Origin of the sequence: Pectobacterium araliae (assembly GCF_037076465.1) — a bacterium.
GTDB lineage: Bacteria > Pseudomonadota > Gammaproteobacteria > Enterobacterales > Enterobacteriaceae > Pectobacterium > Pectobacterium araliae.
This window is the reverse complement of the sequence record NZ_AP028908.1, coordinates 3,796,633-3,817,936: the sequence shown is the minus strand read 5'-3', so window position 1 is coordinate 3,817,936 and position 21,304 is coordinate 3,796,633. Positions and strand designations below refer to the sequence as shown.

General features: G+C 46.9%; 26 protein-coding genes and 1 tRNA gene. 24 read left to right on the top strand and 3 right to left on the bottom strand.

All coding sequences use genetic code 11. The annotated features are described in order from the left end of the window. The first annotated feature begins 93 nt into the window (after nucleotides 1-93). From AACH44_RS17325 to AACH44_RS17250, 14 genes are all read left to right on the top strand, one after another. Entirely contained in the window at nucleotides 94-1,521 is a 1,428-nt protein-coding gene (locus tag AACH44_RS17325; RefSeq protein ID WP_338659354.1) for a site-specific integrase, read from the top strand. Further along, nucleotides 1,521-2,114: a hypothetical protein gene (locus AACH44_RS17320; RefSeq protein ID WP_338659353.1), complete on the top strand. Its 594-nt coding sequence runs from the start codon at nucleotides 1,521-1,523 to the stop codon at nucleotides 2,112-2,114. Before AACH44_RS17325 ends, AACH44_RS17320 begins: the two co-directional genes overlap by 1 nt. Nucleotides 2,115-2,238: 124 nt before the next feature. Then, nucleotides 2,239-2,436 carry a helix-turn-helix domain-containing protein gene (locus AACH44_RS17315; protein ID WP_338659352.1) on the top strand — a complete coding sequence of 66 codons (198 nt, stop codon included), beginning with the start codon at nucleotides 2,239-2,241 and terminating at the stop codon, nucleotides 2,434-2,436. A gap of 8 nt (nucleotides 2,437-2,444) precedes the next feature. Further along, nucleotides 2,445-3,251 (top strand): antA/AntB antirepressor family protein, encoded by an 807-nt coding sequence (locus AACH44_RS17310; protein WP_338659351.1) that lies wholly within the window; start codon nucleotides 2,445-2,447, stop codon nucleotides 3,249-3,251. Beyond that, nucleotides 3,241-4,278, top strand: coding sequence for a host cell division inhibitor Icd-like protein (locus tag AACH44_RS21275; RefSeq protein ID WP_425606601.1), 1,038 nt, complete (start codon nucleotides 3,241-3,243; stop codon nucleotides 4,276-4,278). The genes AACH44_RS17310 and AACH44_RS21275 overlap by 11 nt, the downstream gene beginning before the upstream one ends. After that, nucleotides 4,271-4,465: a hypothetical protein gene (locus AACH44_RS17290; protein ID WP_338659349.1), complete on the top strand. Its 195-nt coding sequence runs from the start codon at nucleotides 4,271-4,273 to the stop codon at nucleotides 4,463-4,465. Before AACH44_RS21275 ends, AACH44_RS17290 begins: the two co-directional genes overlap by 8 nt. Continuing rightward, nucleotides 4,458-4,640, top strand: a complete 183-nt coding sequence (locus AACH44_RS17285) for a hypothetical protein (RefSeq protein WP_120358150.1) — start codon at nucleotides 4,458-4,460, stop codon at nucleotides 4,638-4,640. Before AACH44_RS17290 ends, AACH44_RS17285 begins: the two co-directional genes overlap by 8 nt. Further along, nucleotides 4,633-4,950, top strand: coding sequence for a hypothetical protein (locus AACH44_RS17280; RefSeq protein WP_338659348.1), 318 nt, complete (start codon nucleotides 4,633-4,635; stop codon nucleotides 4,948-4,950). Before AACH44_RS17285 ends, AACH44_RS17280 begins: the two co-directional genes overlap by 8 nt. After that, nucleotides 4,943-5,380, top strand: a complete 438-nt coding sequence (locus AACH44_RS17275) for a hypothetical protein (RefSeq protein ID WP_338659347.1) — start codon at nucleotides 4,943-4,945, stop codon at nucleotides 5,378-5,380. The genes AACH44_RS17280 and AACH44_RS17275 overlap by 8 nt, the downstream gene beginning before the upstream one ends. Continuing rightward, a complete protein-coding gene (locus AACH44_RS17270) occupies nucleotides 5,377-5,601 on the top strand; it encodes a hypothetical protein (RefSeq protein ID WP_151243189.1) in 225 nt (74 codons plus the stop codon). Before AACH44_RS17275 ends, AACH44_RS17270 begins: the two co-directional genes overlap by 4 nt. Continuing rightward, a complete protein-coding gene (locus tag AACH44_RS17265; protein WP_205538213.1) occupies nucleotides 5,579-5,773 on the top strand; it encodes a DUF4222 domain-containing protein in 195 nt (64 codons plus the stop codon). Before AACH44_RS17270 ends, AACH44_RS17265 begins: the two co-directional genes overlap by 23 nt. Beyond that, nucleotides 5,751-6,086, top strand: coding sequence for a hypothetical protein (locus tag AACH44_RS17260; RefSeq protein WP_338659346.1), 336 nt, complete (start codon nucleotides 5,751-5,753; stop codon nucleotides 6,084-6,086). Before AACH44_RS17265 ends, AACH44_RS17260 begins: the two co-directional genes overlap by 23 nt. Beyond that, on the top strand, nucleotides 6,086-8,215 hold the full coding sequence (locus tag AACH44_RS17255; RefSeq protein WP_338659622.1) for a DUF927 domain-containing protein: 2,130 nt from the start codon (nucleotides 6,086-6,088) through the stop codon (nucleotides 8,213-8,215). The genes AACH44_RS17260 and AACH44_RS17255 overlap by 1 nt, the downstream gene beginning before the upstream one ends. A 385-nt stretch (nucleotides 8,216-8,600) precedes the next feature. Then, nucleotides 8,601-9,071, top strand: coding sequence for a hypothetical protein (locus AACH44_RS17250; RefSeq protein WP_338659345.1), 471 nt, complete (start codon nucleotides 8,601-8,603; stop codon nucleotides 9,069-9,071). A gap of 359 nt (nucleotides 9,072-9,430) precedes the next feature. On the opposite strand, the gene AACH44_RS17245 is transcribed toward AACH44_RS17250, so the two are convergent. After that, the gene (locus AACH44_RS17245) at nucleotides 9,431-10,465 is read right to left on the bottom strand and encodes an IS110 family transposase (protein WP_261850241.1); all 1,035 of its coding nucleotides are present in this window, start codon (nucleotides 10,463-10,465) and stop codon (nucleotides 9,431-9,433) included. Between the two features lie 154 nt (nucleotides 10,466-10,619). Between AACH44_RS17245 and AACH44_RS17240 the strand changes: the two genes are divergently transcribed. The 9 genes from AACH44_RS17240 to AACH44_RS17200 all read left to right on the top strand — a co-directional run bounded on the left by AACH44_RS17240 (nucleotide 10,620) and on the right by AACH44_RS17200 (nucleotide 18,270). Then, entirely contained in the window at nucleotides 10,620-11,651 is a 1,032-nt protein-coding gene (locus AACH44_RS17240) for an IS630 family transposase (protein WP_338659344.1), read from the top strand. Nucleotides 11,652-11,834: 183 nt separating this feature from the next. Beyond that, a complete protein-coding gene (locus AACH44_RS17235; protein WP_338659343.1) occupies nucleotides 11,835-12,155 on the top strand; it encodes a hypothetical protein in 321 nt (106 codons plus the stop codon). Between the two features lie 596 nt (nucleotides 12,156-12,751). Beyond that, a complete protein-coding gene (locus tag AACH44_RS17230; protein ID WP_005968153.1) occupies nucleotides 12,752-12,922 on the top strand; it encodes a hypothetical protein in 171 nt (56 codons plus the stop codon). A gap of 87 nt (nucleotides 12,923-13,009) precedes the next feature. Next, nucleotides 13,010-13,723, top strand: coding sequence for a hypothetical protein (locus AACH44_RS17225; protein ID WP_338659342.1), 714 nt, complete (start codon nucleotides 13,010-13,012; stop codon nucleotides 13,721-13,723). Nucleotides 13,724-13,737: 14 nt separating this feature from the next. Beyond that, the gene (locus AACH44_RS17220) at nucleotides 13,738-14,166 is read left to right on the top strand and encodes a hypothetical protein (protein WP_338659341.1); all 429 of its coding nucleotides are present in this window, start codon (nucleotides 13,738-13,740) and stop codon (nucleotides 14,164-14,166) included. Continuing rightward, a complete protein-coding gene (locus AACH44_RS17215; protein ID WP_338659340.1) occupies nucleotides 14,167-15,933 on the top strand; it encodes a lytic transglycosylase domain-containing protein in 1,767 nt (588 codons plus the stop codon). It abuts the gene before it with no gap. 53 nt (nucleotides 15,934-15,986) lie between these two features. Next, nucleotides 15,987-16,631, top strand: coding sequence for a hypothetical protein (locus tag AACH44_RS17210; protein WP_338659339.1), 645 nt, complete (start codon nucleotides 15,987-15,989; stop codon nucleotides 16,629-16,631). Nucleotides 16,632-16,941: 310 nt separating this feature from the next. Then, nucleotides 16,942-17,523: a hypothetical protein gene (locus tag AACH44_RS17205; RefSeq protein WP_338659338.1), complete on the top strand. Its 582-nt coding sequence runs from the start codon at nucleotides 16,942-16,944 to the stop codon at nucleotides 17,521-17,523. A gap of 444 nt (nucleotides 17,524-17,967) precedes the next feature. Beyond that, complete coding sequence (locus tag AACH44_RS17200; protein ID WP_338659337.1) at nucleotides 17,968-18,270, top strand: DUF1889 family protein; 303 nt, start codon at nucleotides 17,968-17,970, stop codon at nucleotides 18,268-18,270. 315 nt (nucleotides 18,271-18,585) lie between these two features. Here the strand turns inward: AACH44_RS17200 and AACH44_RS17195 are convergent. Further along, nucleotides 18,586-18,661 (bottom strand) — tRNA-Ile (locus AACH44_RS17195). A 140-nt stretch (nucleotides 18,662-18,801) separates the two neighbouring features. Here AACH44_RS17195 and mug point away from each other — a divergent pair. Beyond that, on the top strand, nucleotides 18,802-19,305 hold the full coding sequence (gene mug / locus AACH44_RS17190) for a G/U mismatch-specific DNA glycosylase (RefSeq protein ID WP_261849450.1): 504 nt from the start codon (nucleotides 18,802-18,804) through the stop codon (nucleotides 19,303-19,305). An 82-nt stretch (nucleotides 19,306-19,387) separates the two neighbouring features. On the opposite strand, the gene rpoD is transcribed toward mug, so the two are convergent. After that, a complete protein-coding gene (gene rpoD, locus AACH44_RS17185) occupies nucleotides 19,388-21,220 on the bottom strand; it encodes an RNA polymerase sigma factor RpoD (RefSeq protein WP_261849449.1) in 1,833 nt (610 codons plus the stop codon). Between the last annotated feature and the right edge of the window lie 84 nt (nucleotides 21,221-21,304).

Sequence of the window (21,304 nt, the reverse complement as noted above, 5' to 3'; positions counted from 1 at the left end):
TTATTAATACCGCTCTGAGGTATCCCATAAGTATCCCAGAGCGAATGAGTTTTACCAAACGACGTTTAGGGATACCTTTGGGATGCATTTTTAATGAAATCCTTCAAATTTACGAAAGCAGGAATATCTGCATTAGCTCCTAGCCCAGACGGTGCACGGCTTGAGTTCAGGGATACCGTAGTGAATGGGTTGATATTGCGTGTTGGTGCTACGGGCGTGAAGAGCTTTTGCATAGCGCGTAAACGCGAGGGCAAGTTCATTCGGGCTACGTTGGGACGCTTCCCTGATTTATCTATCGATAGTGCCAGAGCAAAAGCGTTAGAGCTGCTTGGCGAGGTGGCGACCAGCGGCAGAAATCCAAACGATATAAAGCGAGTAAAAGCCAAGAGTTCAGTGACATTAGAAGACGCTCTTAATACTTATGTACAGAATCGGGGGCACCGACTTAAAAAAGCGACTGAGCATCAGTACCGGGCAATCCTCAATAATTTCTCTGGCGATTGGATGAAACAACCGATGGCGAATATCAGCCGTGACAGGGTGGAGAACCGCCATAAGGCAATTACTGAAGGCTCGGTGTGGTTTGGAGTGGACAAAAGCACTCTACGTTCTGGTGTTGGTTCTGGAAGTACCGCACAAGCTGATTTATGGGCGCGAGCATTACGCGCTGTCTACCGTTTTTCGTATGACCATTACCGGGATGAAGAAGGGAAAACGTTGCTTCCCGATCCGCCTACGATGGTACTGAGCACTAAACGCCAGTGGCACGGAACGACGAGAAAAACAGATCGCATCCGTACTCACGATTTGGGGCGGTGGTTAAAAGCTGTTGATCTTGTCAGAGTTAGGGCAGAAGAAACAAGGGATGATGTTGCTGTGGCTATGTGTGATGCGATAGACACGGCCTTATTTACTGGGCTACGTCGCTCTGAGGTTTTTGGGCTTACCTGGGACAGGGTAAATATGGGAGGTCGTTATTTTTGGATTGATACCACTAAGAACGGCGACCCTTTGGAGTTGCCCATAACCGAAACCTTGCTAAAAATATTTCGGCGTCGTCTCAGAACAAAGGGAGAAAAAGATATACAGGTTTTTCCTGGGCGAAGTGGTGGGGTAATTCAGGAACCGCGCAGGGTGATTGCTCGTATTGTAGCGGCAACGGTGCCAGAACCGAATCTGGATAACCTACCGGCTATCGAATTCAGGTGCCACGATGCCCGTAGAACCTTTGGCACAGTGGCAGAGCTGGCGGGTGTTGGCTCATATATTCTTAAGCGGCTCATGAATCATCGCACCATGCGTAGCGCTGACGTAACACAAGGATATTTGCATTTTGGGGCCGATGAATTGCAAGAGCCCGCGAAGAAAATAGAACATGCCATTTTAGAGCATGCAGGGCTGGTGGAACGTAAAAAAGGAATAGACGCGAATTTAATGATGGCGCTGGTTCCATTAAGTGACGAAGAAAAACGCCAACTAATTTTTGAATTGACAAATAGATATGGGATGATTTCAAAATAATGACCAACCTAACAGAAGAACAAAGAAAACAAATAATTTTGGATCTGGATTCAAGAGCAACTAATGCAGCAACTAACAAATGGTTCTATAAAGTAGAGCAATTTACTTCTGATGAAGAGAAAATAAAATACGTAAGGGGAAACGACGATAATTACGATAAATTAATGACGGATATTCCTACTGATGACGTAAAAGCGTTAATGGTTGCTATTGCCATGCTTGAAGTATTGGGTCTGGAAAATTCCGCATTTGCATTAAGGAAAGCGACGGCACGGTATGATTTATATAGAGGAATTGAACCAGTTGTGTTGGGTGCAGTGGTTAACGATGAGACTAATAATCGAATTTCAGAAAAAAATCGTTCCAATGCTCAGGGGCCACGACATCGTCATTATGATGACGCTATAAAAATCATGCGGGATACATGGGGAAAATATCCGAATGCAAGCAAAAACGGGATGGTAGAAAAGTTGCATTCACATTTCAATGAGGAAGTTAGTCGACAAAGTTTACAAAAGTGGATAAAGGATAATGAGTTAGGACAACATGAAAAGGTTAGGCCTTCTCCTCCTTTTAATTTAGTTATTACCTAATAGCGCGCTTTTATACCATAAGAGCGCGTTTTAATCATATAATAACGAGCTCATCGTCTATCTGATAGCTATCTATCAATTCATATTTATCACCATCGTTAACCCGTAATACATGGTGATACCAATGCAAATAGTCAAATCCCGCCTTACCCGCAAAGAAGCTGCCGAATATATCGGTGTCAGTCCTCAGACTTTAGCTAACTGGGCTTGTTCTGGTCGTGAGTGTATCCCGTTCTACAAGGTAGGTAAGAAAAAAGTTATCTATCACAAATCAGATTTGGATGCTTACTTGGTTTCTGTACGTCAAACACAAACATTGTGAGGTGATGTATGAAAACTAAAAATATGGCCGTAACCGGTCAGGAGATTAGTTACGCTGAAAATCAGGAATCTATTAATTTTTCGGAACTGCTTCCTGTTACTGATGGCAGTATTAACGGTAAAGAAATTCAGTCAGTTCGTGGGCGAAAACTTCATGAGTTTTTAAAAGTTGGGCGTGACTTCACTAACTGGATTAAAGGCCGAATCAAGCAATACGGATTTGTTGAAGGGGTTGATTATGTAATTGTTGAGAATTTGACCTCGCCAAAACGGGCGAGCTCAAAATCTCGCCAGCGCATCGAACACGATTACATTCTCAGCCTGAATATGGCGAAAGAGCTTTCGATGGTCGAACGTAACGATCAGGGAAAGTTGGCCCGTCAGTATTTCATCGACTGTGAAGAACGTTTACGCCGTGTAGCGCCAGAGGAACACCAATCTGCCCTGCTGAACTGGCGAAAGAATCGCGTAGCAGCCTGTGAAGACCACAAAAGCATGGCCGATGCGATGAAAGGCTACATCGAGCGCACAGGAGACAAGCAGCACGGCTTTGCCTACAGCAATGAAAGTTTGTTCCTGAATGACCTTGTGCTGGGCTTACACCCGCGAACCTGGGCGAAACAGAAGGGTATCGCAATTAAGCAGGTGCGTGACCACATGAACGCTGACCAACTGGCGTTATTGGCTTATTTGGGAAATCGTGATTGTGCGTTGTTGGATTTGGATACTCCGACGATTACCCGCAAGGCGAAATTAACTGAACTGGCTCAGCGCTGGCTGGCTAAACGCCTGCTGGAGGTATCTGATGCTAAATAAAACAAAAGCGGCCATGCCGGGCCGCCCATGTCACTGCACAAAATTAAAGCATATTCAGGATAACACGCTGATCGATCAGGTCAATGGGCGAAATGACCATTCAGTACCAGCGCAATTTTGCGCTTTGCTTGTAAAGCAAGCATCTGAGTTTTCAAGAGAGCAAAAATTCTTTGATTTTTCTAAGCCGTGGCAAGAATACATCTGGTTTCGAATAGTCTTTATATCCGAATTCACCGTGCTCGATATACCTATCGTCATCGGCAGAAACGAAGATTTGATAACTTATTGGATCGGTGTCACATGCCTTATCTGCGTTGACTACGAAGGGAGAGAGTTCGACATTCATTTGGTCGATAGCTTGTTCTCTGGTAAAGCGATTCTTAGGCATTACTCAGTATCCCCATTGGCTGGTTGTTTGCTCTGTCTACGCTGGCGGCGTTTGATCTCACCCTTGGCGGCGGCAATGAGAAAACCTGCTGTACTCTCGTCGGATTCTTTGACGCTTTCGATTAATTCCAAGTCTTCCAGTGGGAGCCTGACTGAGACTTGCAGTGATTTGTTATTCCTTCTACCCGTTGCCATTACTGAATCTCCGTACATTTGGTGGTGTTCAGTATGCCTGATAAAAAACTCAAATCAAGTATTGACGTGGTGTTCACCTGCTAATATATTGGTGGTGTTCACCTTGCTTGAGTTAGTGAGCAAAACAACGAAGCCCGGCAGTGCGCTAACACTAACCGGGCCTCTAACCACAAACGTTATGGAGACTAACGCTATGGCTATGCCGAAGTGTACCCAAACTCACCCTAAATTTACATGGCGCTTTCTTGCTCTTAATCGCCACGACAAGAAGGCCAAGCCTTGCCGCCTGTCCGTTGATGCTGAAACTGAATGTGAAGCCCGCCGCATTCTGGCCCCTCACTTCATCCTCTCTTTTGCTGCACGCCTTCCATTGGCGGGTATGGTGGAAATCGCCATGCCTATCTGTGTTGTTGAAACCGAAACGCAGGAGGTGCGCCATGTTTGATAACACACAGTTGGAATTGGAAGAGGTTATCGATCAGTGCCGTGCGCTGGTCTACGCCATTGTTGAACTGAGCAACCCCGAAGCTAAAGAGATTTTAACTTTCGTGTTAGCGGAACGGCTGAATAGCCTTCACCAAGCCGTCCATACATCGGAAACCACGGTTCAAGGGGAGGTTGGTCATGCTTAAGAAACACATCAATCATGCTGATGAAGCGCACACTCAGATTGTTCACGCTAAGGCCATTATTACGCTGATAGCGTCCCAAGACATTAACAATCCCGCTGTAGAAAACGCACTTGAAGCCGTCGCTGAAATACTGGAAAGGGCAGAAGCTGAGCTGGTGGAGGTGACACATGGTTAACCCTATCGCTCCGCATGTTGTCAGCGGGAAATTACTTTCCCCTGAAAAGACGCCAGAAGAGGCGCTTACCACGTTACGCACGTACTTTGATGAACTGGCTAAACACCAGGAATTCATCGCAGTGGCATGGTGTAAGCAGTACGACACCAGACGCGATCTGGAATGGATACGCGACCCTGTTAACGCCAGAATGCGCAGCGCCATGAGCCAGGTATCTGTAATGGTGATGCTGGTGGAAGACAACCTACAGGTGATTGAAAGCCACTTTAAGCCAACACCTTCTGTTTCTACGGAGGTGCACCATGCGTGAGCTAATTTCTGTGGGCGCTCGTTTCATCGAGAACAATAGTGAAGTGTCGGTGGTTATCCGGGAGCAAACAGTTGATCGCGTCGTGTTCTCCTATGAGCAATACCCACAAGCCAGGCATCACTACCAGCGGGATGCGTTTATCCGTGACTTTTCTCCAGTAAAGGCGAACGAAATCAATCTGGATGCTTACTACGACGATCAGCGGCGTGTTAACGCCCTGATTAGCTCAAATTGTGCGCCAGTACCCGCTACGCCGGAAAACATATCGCGTAATCGTCTGTTACGCGCTCAGGTGGGATTACGGCACCTACTGACTGAGGTCATTCCCCAAATCACTGACGAACAACAACGCCGTGAGGTTTATTTGTGGGTTGATGGTATTTACGCCATTACGTGCTTTGAGGAAGTAGATGCGGGGATTCAGTCATGAACAGACAACATCTTGAAGTCGTTACGTGCGTTGAACATGCCAATGCAATGAACAAGCAGGCCAGAGCGGTGCTTTCAATGTGGCTTGACGCCTTACCGAGTGAGGAACGGGACGAAGAGGACGCTAACCTTGTTGCCGCCGTTCTGTCGCTGGTGGCTGGTGCCATTAATCATCTTGATAAAGCTATGGAGGTACGCAATGCGCCAGCCTCAACCAAATGATCGCTATCAGGGCAAAAACGGCCAATGCGTCACTGTCAGGACGAATGCTTTTAACCGTGTAACGTTTGTGCGTGATGGTTATTCAGCGGAGTGTGTTTATCCCGATAACCGCTTTCTTGCCGAATTTGTTTTTATGGAAGGGGCCAAACATGATCAGCCAAGTAACGTTTAACGGATTGGTGAAGCGCGTAGAAGCGCTGGAGCTTGCCCTTGCAGCGATGCAGCAAAAAGGCAACGTACCGGATGGTATGGCTCCGCTAACGACGCTGGCGGCTGAAATGGGGTTATCCACCAGTAAGGCGGAGGAACTGGCGCGTAACAGTGGCGTAATGATTGTGAAGCAGGGCAATGGCTACATCGTGCATGAAGAGAAATTCCGTAAAGCGGCTCTGATCGTTATTAAGGGCGCCAAACGTAAATACGGCAGTAAATACTGGTTCCACCCGTTGATCGGCAAGTTCCAGATGGTGGGAAAGTTGCAATGATGAAGATGAAAAATGCCCCGAATATTAAATTTCTGCCGAAAGATAAATTTACCGAGGCGATTATCTTTGCGGGTGAAGATGCCTATTCACATGCTCAGCACTGGATCGAGAGTGAAGGGAAAAGGGCGGGTGATGATATACCACCCGTATATCTGGGTAAATCGCAGTTGGCGGAGCTGGAAAGACTCAACATTGTTGATAGAGGCCGTCATTACGTTCGTGTGATCCGCGCTGGTGATCTGTCCGAAACTCAGATAAGCACTATTGCAACGAAACTGGCGCTATCAGATGTGAAAGAAGCCAGCCTGTTTAACAGCATGTTTGAACCCCAGCCAAAGGAGAACTGGACGGACATACTTCCACGGCTCAGGGAAGAGGCAGAGCGTGGGGAAAGTATTGTGATAAATCTTCCTGTGAAGAAACGGGAACCGAAGCCCGAACCAGGTGATGAACTGAAACCCCGTGTAGAGAGCCGTAACGATGGCTTGTACTGGATCACGCCAAAGGTGGACAAGGACAGCGGCGAGATCATCAATAACGAAACGTGGTTGTGTTCGCCCCTTGAGGTCGTGGGTTCTGGTAGTGATGGTGCAGAGCGTTATCTTGTTTTGCGCTGGCGTTCGCCGCGTGGCCACGAAGATATTACCAGAGCGATCCCCTGTGCTGATATTGGAGAGCGTGACGGCTGGCGCTCCCTCAAGGCTGGCGGGGTGAATGTCACCACCAAAAGTACCTTTCGGGCAATCTTGGCTGACTGGTTGCAGCAAAGTGGTGCTGATCGGGAATGGATTATTACCCATACTACGGGCTGGCATCATGGTGCATACATCATGCCCGATGGTGAAGTGATTGGCGATCCAGAGATGCCTATTCTCTTTAATGGTCGCAGTGCGGCATCTTTCGGGTATGCCATTGCTGGTACAACCGCCAGTTGGCGGGATTCCGTCGCACGTCTGGCCGGAGGAAACCCTTCAATGATGTTGGGCGTGGCGGCTGCATTATCTGCCCCGCTTATCGGGCTGGTGGGGGCTGATGGTTTCGGTGTCCATTTGTTCGAACAATCGAGTGCTGGTAAGACTACCACGGCCAATATTGCGAGCAGCCTGTGGGGGGAACCGGATGCCCTGCGGCTTACCTGGTATGGGACTGCGCTTGGCATAGCCAACGAAGCGGAAGCACATAACGACAGTCTGTTACCGCTTGATGAGGTGGGGCAAGGCAGCAGTGCCAAAGATGTTGCCACGTCTGCTTACACTCTGTTTAACGGTGCCGGAAAGTTACAGGGGGCCAAGGAGGGCGGTAATCGGGAACTGAAACGCTGGCGCACTGTGGCGATCAGTACCGGGGAAATGGACATTGAAACCTTCCTTGCTGCTGGTGGGCTAAAAGTTAAGGCAGGGCAACTGGTACGCTTGTTGAACATCCCTATGGAGAAATCGACGGTCTTTAACGGTCTCCCGAACGGCAAGGCTCATGCTGACGCACTGAAAGAATCCTGGATTGATAACCACGGGGCGGCGGGGCGTGAGTGGGTTAAATGGCTGGCGGCTCACCAGCAGGAGGCAAAACAGGCGGTACGTGACGCGCAGACGCGCTGGCGTGGTCTTATTCCGGCCGATTATGGTGAGCAGGTACACCGCGTGGCCGAACGCTTTGCAATCCTTGAAGCGGCGCTGGTAGCTGGTGTGCCGATCACCGGATGGAGTGAACAGGCCAGCCGTGATGCCATCCAGCATAGCTTTAACGCCTGGGTGAAAGAGTTCGGGACGGGTAACAAGGAACACCAGCAGATCATCGAGCAGTGTGAGGCGTTTCTTAATGCCTATGGTTTCAGTCGTTACCTTCCCTACCCTGAAACCGATGCACGGGATTTGCCGATCAAAGAGCTGGCAGGCTACCGGACTGGAAACCCATCCGGGGATGAGGTTTACAAATTTTACACCTTTCCTGCTGCATTTGAGCGGGAAATAGCGAGTGGCTTTAACCATACGCAATTTGCCAGAGCTTTAGCCAGTGCCGGGATGCTTGAGACCGGGGATAAGGGGCGGCACAAGAAAAAAGCACTCCGCAAGATGGGAGGTAAGCAGCATGTGTTTTATGTGCTGATGTTCTCTCCTGATGATGAGTAATTTTTTATACAGGTGAGGCTTATAGAGGTGGGTTATGTGGGTTACGTGATAGAAAAGTTATTTAACGTGCTGATTTTAAAGGAATGCTATAACCCACTCGTAACCCACAAAAGGCTATTTATAACCCACTAACAGGGCAAAATAACCCACTGTGAAAATCGTAACCCACCTGAAAAACGCTTGAGTGGGTTATTTGAGGGGCTGAGTGGGTTACTTTTCTGTGTTGATTAAAAGTTAACTTATTGAATGTATGGAATAAAAAATACTTAGCAAGCGAAGATAACCCAATAACCCACGTAACCCACACATATTTATTTACTTACGTCTTTTTTTTACTTTGCCAAACGTATAGAACAGTACAACATCTATTGCCTGAGGAGTAGCTATGTTAAGCAAACGTGAAGCTCTATTAAATTTACTTGTTACCGCACTGAACGAGGCGATACGGCAAAACAAAATTGATTTAAACGGTGTTTCTCATGAAGATCATAACCAAAAGCATGAGTACATACTTTGCGAAATTGATGGCAAACCAACTGTAATTAATTGGGCTGACATTGGATGTGATGAGTTACGATTTTCAGTTTGGTGGGATTATAACCATGAGAAGCACCCTCAGCAAAAAGATGAGCGCTATCTGTCAGCAAAGCCAGTGGCTAAAAAATCAAAAGTGAAAGCCTTTATTGGGGTACATGCCAGTTGTTGGATAGAAAGAAAAACGGGGAAATATATTATGGGGGTACATGGTGATAGAATTTTCGATATCTATGTCCGGCAATCTAACTTAGATGCCCTTATGAAGCTGCCTAAAGCAAAGCCTTTGGGCTATAAAGACGCTGGTAAGTTTATTTTTTAGTCTGGGCTTCACCGTGTGTTTTCATTTTGGGAGTGATATATGTCAATAACTGATGATGAAATTAGGGAACACCAAGAGAAGTTTGGATTAACCAGCCTAAATAGCTTTCCGAAATAATAGATCATATATGGACGTCCCGTGGCGTACAAGTACTGACGTGATACGGTTTGCTGTCATATATCCGGCGTCTTTTTGGGAAAATTTTCCCGCGCCATGATGTCATCCGCACCCTGTTTCCTTATCACTTGACCGGTATTTTCTACCTGGATCTACTTCAGGTTATTACAGGGTTGGTTTACCGTTTTCTCATCAGTGCCTGCAAACTCAGGAAATCTTTTACTTTGTGCCGAACTAAATCATTACTTCATCGCAAATGCCTTATCCATATTGAAATCAACCGGTTCAGACAGCAACCGCCAGACAATACGTGTTAACTTATTTGCCAGCGCCACGGTGGCTTTCATTTTTCCCCGTCGCTCAGTGACATGATTAAGCCATCTTCCAAGACGGTCATCCCGCTTTTGGGCACAGCGCATGACCGCTCTGGCTCCATGAATGATGAGTGTCCGAAGGTCGCAGTTACCATTTTTAGTCATCGAAGTGAGGATGTGTTTCCCGCCGGAACTATGTTGCCGGGGAACCAGACCACACCAGGCGGAAAGTTGTCTTCCGTTAGCAAATTGTTCTGCATCAACCTCACTTAAAAAAGCGGCGGCGATGAGCGGGCCAACACCCGGTATAGTCATCAGTGCTCGATACCGGGGTTGCTGTTGACACAATGCTGCGATTTCATATTCTGTTGAACGAATATATTCATTCAGTGTGTGGATGTTTTCCAATAAAGTGGAAAGCAAATGGCGTAATACCGGAGACACAGGCTTTTCCGCATCTTCAATCAAATCGGGTAATCGCTGTTGCAAAGTGTGTATCCCAACCGGGAACTCGAAGCCCTGCTCAGCGGCCAGAGCACGAATTTGATTGGCGGCGGCGGTGCGCTGTTCGACCATCAACTGACGGGCACAACGCAGCGCTTTGATATCTTGCTGCTCAAGAGTTTTTACAGCAACAAAGTGAATCCCCGGACGAAATGCCGTCTCACATATTGCTAGAGCATCATTGGCATCATTTTTCTGATGACGAGTTAACGCCTTTACATGTTGGGTTGGAATGAGCCGGATGGCGTATCCCATGGATTGGAAAGTCCGCCCCCAGTAATGCGAGGTTGCACAAGCTTCCATTGCGATAAGTGTATCCGGCGGGAATTGACGAACAGTATCTAACAGCTTGCTGCGAGAAACTTTTCGATTCCAGGCAACGGTCCCATCATTCATCCAGACACAAAGCTGAAAAACGGATTTAGCCAGATCGATACCGACGACTTTTATCGTGTTCATGATGTTGTTCCTCTATAAATGGGACGGCTCAACATAAGTGTGGCAGGATTATGTTGAGGAGGGACGTCCATCACATCACTTGGGGGGGAACTCAGTCCAAGTTGAGCGATCTGATCAATCGCTGAATATCCCAAATCACCAACCGGACTGAGTCATGCCGATCATAACACCTATCCAACCCGACGAGCGTCAATTGATGCAGAAAACCATGCAGACGACACGCGACAAGAACCATTATCGCAGGCTTGCCGCTCTACTAATGCTTGATGATGGCATCTCCGTTTCCGATGTGGCTAAACACCTTCAGGCTGCTCGTTCCACCGTCGGACGCTGGATAAACTGGTTTACCCAAAGTGGCGCCGAAGGACTGGAAAGCCGACCCGCAGGACGACCGCCGAAATGGTCGCCAGAGCCTGTATTGCCGCTGCTATCTCATCTGGTTGATTACTCGCCACAGGATGTCGGATGGCTACGCTCGCGCTGGAGTCTGGAATTGCTGACCATGGAGATAAATGGTTTTTTCAACATTAATGCCTCACGAAGTACCCTGTATCGCTGGGTTAAGATGGCCGGTCTTGTCTGGCGTCGGGCTGCCCCCACACTGAAGCTCTCCGACCCAGATTACGATGAAAAAATGACCGCTATTCAGGCCGCGCTGGCTGTCAACAGTTCGGAACATCCCGTGTTTTATCAGGATGAGGTTGATATTGCCCTCAACCCGAAAATCGGCGCTGACTGGAGCCAGAAAGGTAACCAAAAACGGATAGTGACGCCGGGCCAGAATCAGAAACATTATCTGGCTGGCGCACTGCACGCGGACACAGGAAAGGTGACCTATATAGGCGGAATAAAGAAGACATCAAAATTGTTTATAAATCTGTTGGTTAAACTGAAACGCACATACCGGCACGCCAGCATTATCACACTGATAGTAGATAACTACATCATTCATAAAAGTAAGGAAACCCAGCGCTGGCTGGCAGAGAATCCGAAGTTCAACCTGCTGTTTTTGCCGACTTACTCGCCCTGGCTGAACAGAATAGAAGGGCTCTGGCATAAGTTGCATGAAACGGTAACACGAAATCATCACTGTCATTACATGTGGCAGTTATTGCAGAACGTAGCCCAGTTCATGGAGGCTGCTTCGCCTTTCCCTGGAAATGCACCGGGAAAGGCAAGGGTGTAGCAGTATTATGAAAAGCTATTTAGATACGATGCATACAGCAGATTATCGTCAGGCTCTTAAATAAGGTTTTTTCTACGATGACCGACACTGTTGCATGCTCTTCTGGATCAATCTGAAGTGTATCGACGTCTGCTGCCTGAACATGCTGAATGGATGAGTGAGAAATAATTAACGAGGGTAATTATGGAATACAATGATGGAAAAGCTATTTTTTACGAGAATAGTGAGCAAGGAAAATTTACTGATGTTGTTGTAAAAGAAGAAAGTATCTCATTTGATATGAATCATTATGGAGACAATTACACTGTATCTTTGAAAAAAAAGTACGGTAGCCTTTTTAAGGGGGTCGCACTTAAAAATACTTTGAATGATGTTAGATATGAAATTCCAGTAACAGCCCGAGTGGTGAAAGATAGTGAAACTGGACTTATTATTATTTCCGGTACGGAGTGGGTCGAGAACGGTAAGGATTGGATGTGGTTTGCAGAGATATCAATCGGTTAAATAACTATCTGGACATTTGATAGTTTATTTTATTGGAGGTTGTTTTTACTCATGCTTTCCACTTTCTTGATGGTTTTTTCTTTATATTTTTATGTAAATCTTGAAGAGTGACTCTCAGATGTGAGTCGCAACTTGGCCGTTTAATCAAGCTGCGCGAAGTAGCCTGCGAAATGCAGAAAAAAATTAAACGGCCTTAGCCCTTTTCCACGCTGGTTTCACGCTTTATTACAAACATTACGGAAACCACGGCATGAAAAGATTGCCTAGACTCCGGTAGAAGAAAATCGATCTCACAGCATAGATGCATACCCTGTTAACCACTGTCTAACCTGAAAGACACGGCTTTATCTGAAAGGTGCTGGTGGAAACCTGAATACCAGAACTGCTTTTAGAAGCATTTATCAGCGCCACCAATCCTCCCTTGCTGCAAAAAACATCTTCCCTGATTAACTTTCCCGTTCTGGCAAGTGCCGTAAGTTGGCGTTTTGCATTGGAATGATGAGCTTAACTATATCCCTTAAATTGCAATAATAATTTGTATTGTTGCATTTATTGCAATATATTTAACTGTATAAATAATCAGTTAAGGCCATCATATGAATCGTAAACCCAATACACAGGCTGTACTGCTTACACGGAAACAAGTGGAGGCACTACAACGTTTACGGGAGCAAGAGAGTAAGCGTTCTGAGCTTGGTATCACACCGTCAATCCATGAAGTTGCCCGCCGCCTGATGGACAAGGTGTTAAACAAAATAGTGGGGTAACGGCACAGCGCTTCTAATTTTTTGGTTTTTGGCGAATTCAGAGAGGCCATTAACGACCGTCAACATGTCTCTAAAGGAAAAATATCCATGCTTGATTTTTCACATCTTTTTGGCGGTTCCAAAGCCAAAAGCTCAAACAGCAATGATGTTATTCAATCTGCCGATGAAAAAGAGCCGATTAAGGTTGCTCGTCCCAGTCAGCATAGCCGTGAACATAATGTCGCTATTTCTGATGAAGCCAAGGAAAACCCTATCCTTGCTATTCGCCTGCTGAAAGAGACTGAATTGTCATCCAAGAAAATCAAGGCGAAGCTGGTATCTTCACCGCAGGGATTATCCGTATTTACCCAAAAATTTATGGAAGAGAACGATCCCACCTGGGAATTTCAGGACGATGAAGAAAAGGCACGGACAGCGCTGACTTACTCTGTCCAGAACGGTGATAAAAACGGTTTTAGCGCAGCCCGTAACAGTGCCACAAAAGCGTTGAAGAAAATGGAAGAGCCTTTGACTGATGATGAGCTTCAGGCGCTGGCAGCACGCTCCACCCAAATGATAAATGATTCCGATCCTAACTCGATAGACAACCTTAATGCACGCCGTAAGGCCGATGAAGAGTACAAAGAGACGCTGGCTCAAGCCGCCGCACGTCGCAATCAGCAATTCCGCGCAACGGGTGCTGTTTTGCCTGGAGACAGTCGGTTAGTCAGCGGTAAAGCCGCCAATCCAGTGAATGAAGCTGCAAAGATTAAATCTCGACTGGATGCAGGATTGCCGATCATTGATATGCCGCCTCGTTAACTGGATGAGTGCTTATGAGAACGTTCAGCCATTTAAATCTTGGGGTACAGGATAGCGGCCTAGCCGCTGAACAGGAGAGGCAATCACAGCATTCCAATGCACATTGGATAGCGGTTAGCCAAGAAGCAAAAAGTAACCCCATATTTGCACTCAAGCTGATTAAACGGGGTAAGCCCTATCAGCAGGCAATCGATATTCTGTCAGTAAGCCATCGGCACCTTAGCCATTACACCAAACGTAAAATGATTGCGGCTTATCCTGGCTGGGAATGTCTGGATACGGAAGATCGTAATATGGCGGCGTTTATTTACAGTTCGCTGAATAATGATGCCAATGGATATAGTGCTGGTTTTAACGCTGCGCTGGTGGCATTGGAGAAATGCGTCGAGCCACTCACCGCTGAAGATTTTATTTCAATATCTACTTTGAGATTGGGGATATGAGTGAGTAATTCATTTGATTTTGAGCTAACAGCTAATGAACAGGCTAGTGCCTCCATAGCTCGAATTGAAGAGGCTGTGCGGAAGTTAGAGCCCGTCTTGGATAATGCGCGAGACAAGCTGAAGCTAGGCGGGGATGATTCGCGTCAGGAGATTGATGAACTTGGTGGAAAATTCGAGAATTTATCTCGATACGCCAAAGATAGTGTCCAGTTTGTTGGCGATCTGGTTCCCCCGCTGAAAATGGTGGGGGGGTTAACACTTGGGCTGGGTGGCGCTGCCACGGTTATCAATGTTGTTAAAAATAACCTGAAAGAGTTTGCAGATTACGGTTACCGCATTGATACCACTGCAAAGAATGTCAGCATGACGGCTCATGCCTTTCAGGAACTTACCGGAGCTATGATTGAAAACGGTAGCGCTCGGGAGGCTTCTGAATCGGCAATAAACGATTTATTCACAAAAGCAACTGATGGCTTATGGGGGGGTAACAACGCTTTTAAGTCAAATTTGATGCAAATGGGCATTGACATACATAAAACAAAAGAGGGGCTAGCTGATGTTGGGAGGCTAGTTGATGATCTGAACCGAGTGATGCAATCCATGCCGCCAGGTCTTCAGGCACTATATGCCAATAAGCTTGGGTTATCTCCAGATTTGCTGAGTTTGATGAGAAATTCAACGGATGAGGTTAAACGACTTAAAGATCAGGCGCAGCGTGATGGGCTAATTCTTAGTGATAAAGAAATCCAGAACGCCGTAGCGTTCAAGCAGCAACTTAACCAAATAGGTGCTCGGTTTGATGGGTTAATCCTCAAGTCTCAGGCTTTACTTGGCGGAAGTGGTGAATCACCCGCAGCAAAAGCACTAAAGGAAAGTAAAAAGTACGAAAAAGACAGTGAAAATAATTTTTATCATGGTGATAAGCAACAGGATATTTTACATCGAGCACGACGTGATGAGGAGTTTAAGAACTCCTTAACATTCAAAGAAGGGCTTGAATTAGCGCTCGGTAGGCCTGGGGATGTTTTACAGGACAAGTTAAACCGTAAATATTCTGAAAGTTGGCAGTCTCAACATGAAAAGATAATTAACCCAACAGATAGAGCGCTAGGAAATACACCAGAACAAAAACATCTTTCAACGTTGGAAGCTAAACACAAACTCCCTTCAGGTATTCTTGATAATGTGTGGGATGCTGAATCTTCTCGTGGAAAAAATCTGTTATCGCCCAAAGGCGCTCAAGGCCCATTCCAGTTTATGCCAGCTACTGGCAGAGATTATGGGCTTAATTCGTCAGGTGATCGAATGGATTTTCACAAATCGAGTGAGGCCGCAGCACGCTACTTGTCAGATTTACTCAAAATGTTCGATGGCGATGTGAAGAAGGCCCTTGCCGCATATAACTGGGGACCTGGGCGGGTTCGTGATTATGGCTTGGGGCGTGCGCCAAAGGAAACCAGAGATTATCTGCATAAAACAATGCCGGGCTTGCCATCATATTTCTATCAACAAGATGGTGATTTGGAAATGGATGGCAGCGTTAACCGAAATTCATCATTAATATTCAGTAATCAGTCCTCTCAAGGTAATAGTGATGTTGCTGATGCCAGTAAGGATTTGATCTCAGCGCTATCTACACTTAATCAAACTTTGCAAGATGGCCCAATGCAGATCGAAATATCAATGATTGATAACAAAACAGGAGAACGGCGAACGTTATCCAGTGGTAATGGCGGGAGAATAACAACACCGCTGCAATTTTCGTAAATACATAAATCATTATGGGTAATGACGAAATTTAATTACTTTTAGGTGGTGATATGTCTGGCTTGAAAGAGTTATCGGCTCAACTGCAAAGAATAAAGAAACAGATTCCATTCGCCACGGCTCAGGCATTGACGAGTGTTGCACGAAAAATTCAGGCGTCGCAAAAAACAGCATTTCAACGGAATCTGGAAAACCCTACCCCGTTTACAGTCAATTCGCTAGGGTCTGTGGGGGCTAATAGAAACAATTTAAAAGCCAGAGTGTTTGTTCGCGATATTGCTGCCAGCTATTTAGAGCCATTTGAATTCGGTGGTGTTCATAAGCTGAATAGTCAGGCATTGCTCAATCCCAAAAACATTAAGCTGAACAAACACGGCAACCTGACGCGTAACAAGATGTCGCAACTGAAAGCCAAGCCAGATGTGTTTGTTGGCGAGGTCGGTGGCGTAAACGGTGTATGGCAGCGCAGGAAGGCGAAGAAGACAAAGAAAGGGAAAAAACGGCTGAAGCGATCACAAAATGGTTCTCGTCGTTCTCGACAGAAGATGCCAGCGCCAAAGCTGTTGATTCGTTTTGGTGACGCGCTGCAAGTCAACCCAACCCTAGGTTACATGGACAGAGCTAACACGATGGCGGCAGCATTGATGCCGGGTGAGTTGAGTAAAGCGATAGCGGAAGCGATGAGGACGGCGAAATGATGGCAACAAATGACAACGGTTATCATCTAGAAAAAAATGGGTCCTTCCTGGCACTTTTGTAAAGCACGGGCATTGCGAGCCGCGTTGTTTCACTAGCTATCAACTTTTGAATTTGATTCACACTTTACACTTCACAGTTTTGTTGAGGGATTGTTACAAGTACTTGGTGGCAAGGCGTAGCGAGGAAATAGAACAGTATTTGCTTCACAGTTTGATTCACACTTTTCATTAAAAAGTGTGAACCCTTCGCAGATGTTAGTGTGCACAAGTGTGAAGGGTTCACACTCTGCCTGTCAGAGAGAATATTTTTATGTTGATGTCAGTAAGCCAGTACGCTGAACATGCCGGGATGAGTCGCCGAGCATTCTACAACTGGGAGAGCAAAACGGGCTTTCCTGTGCGGGTTAGCGGTAAGGTTGATTCGGATGCTTGTGACGCTTATCTGTCTCGGTATCGTGACAGTCATGATCCACGAGCACAGAACGCCAAGAGCAAGTCTGTGCTGGCCAGAAAGAAGAAAAAAGCAGGTAACGATCTGGTAGAAATGAGCGTCACTGAGATTAAGCGGCACCTGGCGGATTGTGTTGGTCAGGCGGTTGGCATGGATGGGCATGAACGTGCTGCACTGTCTGCTAAGGCTGTAGGCCTCTATTTAAGTGAAGGCCCTGATAACCCGCCAGTAACGTTTGGCGGCTATCGCCTGTCTATCGTCGAAACGCCAGCGTGTGAGGTTGGGGAGATTATTGCTGGTGGAGCCTTTGGGCTATCCAATGCTGACGTGGTATTTGAGTGCCGGGATTACACACTGATGCTGATGAGTGATGAAACAGAGACAACGGCGATACGTGAGGTGGTCCCTTCAATGCTTTATGTTCTGGCCGAAGATAATTAGATAGTCACCAGTGCTTGTTTTTTCCTGCACTTTGCTGATTAGCATGACAGCCTATGAGTGGCTCTCAAAATCATCAGAAGCCGCAATACTATTCTCCAACAGTTAATGTACAACCAAACGATGCAATGGGGCGGAACGATTCGGGATCAAGATGGTAACTTTTGATACTAAGAAAGCTATCCACTCACTAACTTAGCGACAGAGAGGTGACGTTGGGCCGTTCCCTGAAATCTATCTCAGATTTGGCCTGGTAGTTGGTTGCGTCACGATTGTTGCAACGTAGGTGTTAGTTCATTGTTGCATTATGCAGCAGGAAGGGGGGGCACTAGGTTGAGGTGGCAGGGTTATTATGCGTACAACGGCATCATGCTGACAATCTGGTGCTTTTGGGCTCTATTTTTTGTTAGTCTGGGGCGGAACAATAAATCAGATAAGGATAATCCGATGTCAGCAATCATTGATAAAGCTCTCGACTATATAAGCAGCATGAACACTTCGACATCAGCTCCACATCCTATGGATGAAAGCCGTGCCAAAGAGATGTTCAAATACCTTAAAGGTGTGGATAACCCTATCAGTGCTGACGCTATCTATGCTCGTGGCGTTCAAAATGGATGGGATTCAGGATTTACGAAGAAGATGGCTGAGTGGGCTGATAAAGTTGCTTCTGGTGGTCGTGTAATAGTTAAGCACCCTGGCTATTTTTCTGAAAATATGCAGGAAGAACTTCGAGCACTCATCGAGTGACTTCATCAAAATAAGCGTTTTAACAAAAAAGCACCGTGCCGTACTGGTGCTTTTTTTATTGTTCAGTAACCAGTGTATTTATATTATAAAAAAAAGCCTGTTATTTCTTATAAAAGTAATTAAAAACAATATGTTGTGAGTTTTTATTAATTCATGCCGTATTTATGCTAAAGACCACAGCCGTAAACATGGTAATAGTGCGGCAATTCGGTCACCTAGCCATTTTAATACCTACGGTTACTGTTACGAGGTATCCCATAAGTATCCCCGAAAAAACAAAGGAGTCACGCTATTAACGTAACTCCTTGATATGTTTGGTGGCCCCTGCTGGACTTGAACCAGCGACCAAGCGATTATGAGTCGCCTGCTCTAACCACTGAGCTAAGGGGCCGAATGGGCGGTGATTATACGGTAATGTGTGGGGGAAGGTCTATAGCCTATCTACCGGGTGGTGGTTTTATACTCAAGATAGCTTGTTGTTATTCTTATCAGAATTTACGATGGCTGTAGTCAACGGCAGTAGGGAAAGACATGATTACCGATATTCTGGCCATGCATCTTCAGGTGGTTTTCTGCGGCATTAACCCCGGGCTGTCGACGGCGCATCACGGCTACCACTTTGCTAATCCCAGTAATCGCTTCTGGAAAGTGATTTATCAAGCAGGCTTTACTGAACGCTTGCTGACACCTGCGGAAGAACAGCATCTGCTTGACACGGGGTGCGGTATCACCATGTTGGTGGAGCGTCCAACGGTCGAGGCAACCGAGCTGGGTCGAGATGAGCTGCTGCAAGGCGGGAATGCGATTGTTGAGAAGATGGAGCGCTATCAGCCGCGTGCGCTGGCCGTGCTGGGTAAGCAGGCGTTCAGTCAGGCGTTTGGTATCAAGAAGGTTTCGTGGGGGCGTCAGGAGTTGCGCATTGGCGAGACGCAGGTTTGGGTGTTGCCGAATCCTAGTGGACTGAATCGTGCGACGCTGGAATCGCTGGTGGCGTCTTATCAGGAGCTGCATCTGGCGTTGCAGGATAAGGCATAAATCCAATCTGGGGGTTCTGACAGACAAAAAATAACCCCGGCGAACCGAGGTTATTTATCGTGTGGATTAGCTAAGGAATGAATTAATCATCCAGGAAGCTACGCAGCACTTCGGAACGGCTTGGGTGGCGCAGTTTACGCAGCGCTTTCGCTTCGATCTGACGAATACGTTCACGCGTAACATCAAACTGTTTACCCACTTCTTCCAGCGTATGGTCGGTGTTCATATCGATACCGAAACGCATACGCAGGACTTTCGCTTCACGCGCAGTCAGGCCAGCCAATACGTCGTGTGTCGCCGAACGCAGGCTTTCCGACGTCGCGGAATCCAGCGGCAGCTCCAGCGTCGTATCTTCGATGAAATCGCCCAGATGTGAATCTTCATCATCACCAATTGGGGTTTCCATTGAAATCGGCTCTTTCGCGATTTTCAGCACTTTACGGATCTTGTCTTCTGGCATCAGCATACGCTCAGCCAGCTCTTCCGGCGTCGGCTCGCGACCCATTTCCTGCAACATCTGACGAGAGATACGGTTCAGTTTGTTGATCGTCTCAATCATGTGTACAGGAATACGGATGGTACGCGCCTGATCGGCGATAGAACGGGTGATCGCCTGACGGATCCACCAAGTGGCATACGTCGAGAATTTGTAACCACGGCGATATTCGAACTTATCTACCGCTTTCATCAGACCGATGTTGCCTTCCTGAATCAGGTCGAGGAACTGCAAACCGCGGTTGGTGTATTTCTTCGCGATAGAAATAACCAGACGCAAGTTGGCTTCCACCATTTCTTTCTTAGCACGGCGAGCTTTCGCTTCACCAATCGACATACGGCGGTTGATGTCTTTAACTTGTTCGATCGTCAGACCGGTTTCTTCTTCGATCTGCTGTAGCTTTTGCAGGCTACGGGTGACGTCTTCTTCAACATCATTCAGCTTTTCAGACCAAGGTTTGCCCATTGCGACGGCTGCGGAAAACCAGGTGTTGTTGGTTTCATTGCCAGTGAACATCGTGACGAAGTTTTTCTTCGGCATTTTGCACTGCTCAACGCAAAGCTTAATGATCAAACGTTCCTGAGTACGGACGCGATCCATCATGGAGCGCATGCTGTTAACCAGTAAATCGAACTGTTTCGGCACCAGACGGAACTGCTTGAACACTTCGGACAGATTCAGGATTTCCTGTGCTGCCAGCGCATGGCTACGACCGTGGGCTTTGATAACCTGACGGGTCGTTTCATATTGCTCACGCAGTTCGGTGAACTTTTCACGCGCCAGTTCAGGATCGATACTGTTGTCGTCTTCTTCTTCCTCGTCTTCTTCCTCGTCCTCATCGTCCATTTCTTCGGTCGAAAGTTCGGAACCAACGTGAGTCGCGGTAGGCGCAATGTCCTCTTCCGCATTAGGATCGACGAAGCCGGTGATCAGATCGGACAGGCGGCTTTCGCCCGCTTCGACACGGTCATACTGTTCCAGCAGGTAAGTAATGGCTTCAGGATACTCGGCAACAGAGCACTGAACCTGGTTAATACCGTCTTCAATACGTTTGGCGATATCGATCTCGCCTTCACGCGTCAACAGCTCAACGGTACCCATTTCACGCATGTACATGCGAACCGGATCGGTAGTACGACCAATTTCCGATTCAACGCTGGATAGAACCTGCGCAGCAGCCTCTGCCGCATCTTCATCGGCATCATTGGTGTTTTCGGCCAGCAACAGATCGTCAGCATCTGGGGCTTCTTCCATCACCTGAATGCCCATGTCGTTAATCATCTGGATGATATCTTCGATCTGATCCGAGTCGATGATATCTTCCGGCAGATGGTCATTGACCTCAGCATAGGTCAGGTAGCCTTGCTCCTTACCACGGGTGACAAGCAGTTTCAGCTGTGACTGCGGGTTTTGCTCCATAAGACGGTATCCACACTTCAGAGTATTTGGGTTGGTGTCGGTCAGCGTAGTTCGCTAACAATAGCATTAGGGGTATTTTTATTA

Coding starts and splice junctions, on each gene's coding strand:
- AACH44_RS17325 (WP_338659354.1), top strand. CDS start 94: ATGAAATCCTTCAAATTTACGAAAGCAGGAATATCTGCATTAGCTCCT.
- AACH44_RS17320 (WP_338659353.1), top strand. CDS start 1,521: ATGACCAACCTAACAGAAGAACAAAGAAAACAAATAATTTTGGATCTG.
- AACH44_RS17315 (WP_338659352.1), top strand. CDS start 2,239: ATGCAAATAGTCAAATCCCGCCTTACCCGCAAAGAAGCTGCCGAATAT.
- AACH44_RS17310 (WP_338659351.1), top strand. CDS start 2,445: ATGAAAACTAAAAATATGGCCGTAACCGGTCAGGAGATTAGTTACGCT.
- AACH44_RS21275 (WP_425606601.1), top strand. CDS start 3,241: ATGCTAAATAAAACAAAAGCGGCCATGCCGGGCCGCCCATGTCACTGC.
- AACH44_RS17290 (WP_338659349.1), top strand. CDS start 4,271: ATGTTTGATAACACACAGTTGGAATTGGAAGAGGTTATCGATCAGTGC.
- AACH44_RS17285 (WP_120358150.1), top strand. CDS start 4,458: ATGCTTAAGAAACACATCAATCATGCTGATGAAGCGCACACTCAGATT.
- AACH44_RS17280 (WP_338659348.1), top strand. CDS start 4,633: ATGGTTAACCCTATCGCTCCGCATGTTGTCAGCGGGAAATTACTTTCC.
- AACH44_RS17275 (WP_338659347.1), top strand. CDS start 4,943: ATGCGTGAGCTAATTTCTGTGGGCGCTCGTTTCATCGAGAACAATAGT.
- AACH44_RS17270 (WP_151243189.1), top strand. CDS start 5,377: ATGAACAGACAACATCTTGAAGTCGTTACGTGCGTTGAACATGCCAAT.
- AACH44_RS17265 (WP_205538213.1), top strand. CDS start 5,579: ATGCGCCAGCCTCAACCAAATGATCGCTATCAGGGCAAAAACGGCCAA.
- AACH44_RS17260 (WP_338659346.1), top strand. CDS start 5,751: ATGATCAGCCAAGTAACGTTTAACGGATTGGTGAAGCGCGTAGAAGCG.
- AACH44_RS17255 (WP_338659622.1), top strand. CDS start 6,086: ATGAAGATGAAAAATGCCCCGAATATTAAATTTCTGCCGAAAGATAAA.
- AACH44_RS17250 (WP_338659345.1), top strand. CDS start 8,601: ATGTTAAGCAAACGTGAAGCTCTATTAAATTTACTTGTTACCGCACTG.
- AACH44_RS17245 (WP_261850241.1), bottom strand. CDS start 10,465: ATGAACACGATAAAAGTCGTCGGTATCGATCTGGCTAAATCCGTTTTT.
- AACH44_RS17240 (WP_338659344.1), top strand. CDS start 10,620: ATGCCGATCATAACACCTATCCAACCCGACGAGCGTCAATTGATGCAG.
- AACH44_RS17235 (WP_338659343.1), top strand. CDS start 11,835: ATGGAATACAATGATGGAAAAGCTATTTTTTACGAGAATAGTGAGCAA.
- AACH44_RS17230 (WP_005968153.1), top strand. CDS start 12,752: ATGAATCGTAAACCCAATACACAGGCTGTACTGCTTACACGGAAACAA.
- AACH44_RS17225 (WP_338659342.1), top strand. CDS start 13,010: ATGCTTGATTTTTCACATCTTTTTGGCGGTTCCAAAGCCAAAAGCTCA.
- AACH44_RS17220 (WP_338659341.1), top strand. CDS start 13,738: ATGAGAACGTTCAGCCATTTAAATCTTGGGGTACAGGATAGCGGCCTA.
- AACH44_RS17210 (WP_338659339.1), top strand. CDS start 15,987: ATGTCTGGCTTGAAAGAGTTATCGGCTCAACTGCAAAGAATAAAGAAA.
- AACH44_RS17205 (WP_338659338.1), top strand. CDS start 16,942: ATGTTGATGTCAGTAAGCCAGTACGCTGAACATGCCGGGATGAGTCGC.
- AACH44_RS17200 (WP_338659337.1), top strand. CDS start 17,968: ATGTCAGCAATCATTGATAAAGCTCTCGACTATATAAGCAGCATGAAC.
- mug (WP_261849450.1), top strand. CDS start 18,802: ATGATTACCGATATTCTGGCCATGCATCTTCAGGTGGTTTTCTGCGGC.
- rpoD (WP_261849449.1), bottom strand. CDS start 21,220: ATGGAGCAAAACCCGCAGTCACAGCTGAAACTGCTTGTCACCCGTGGT.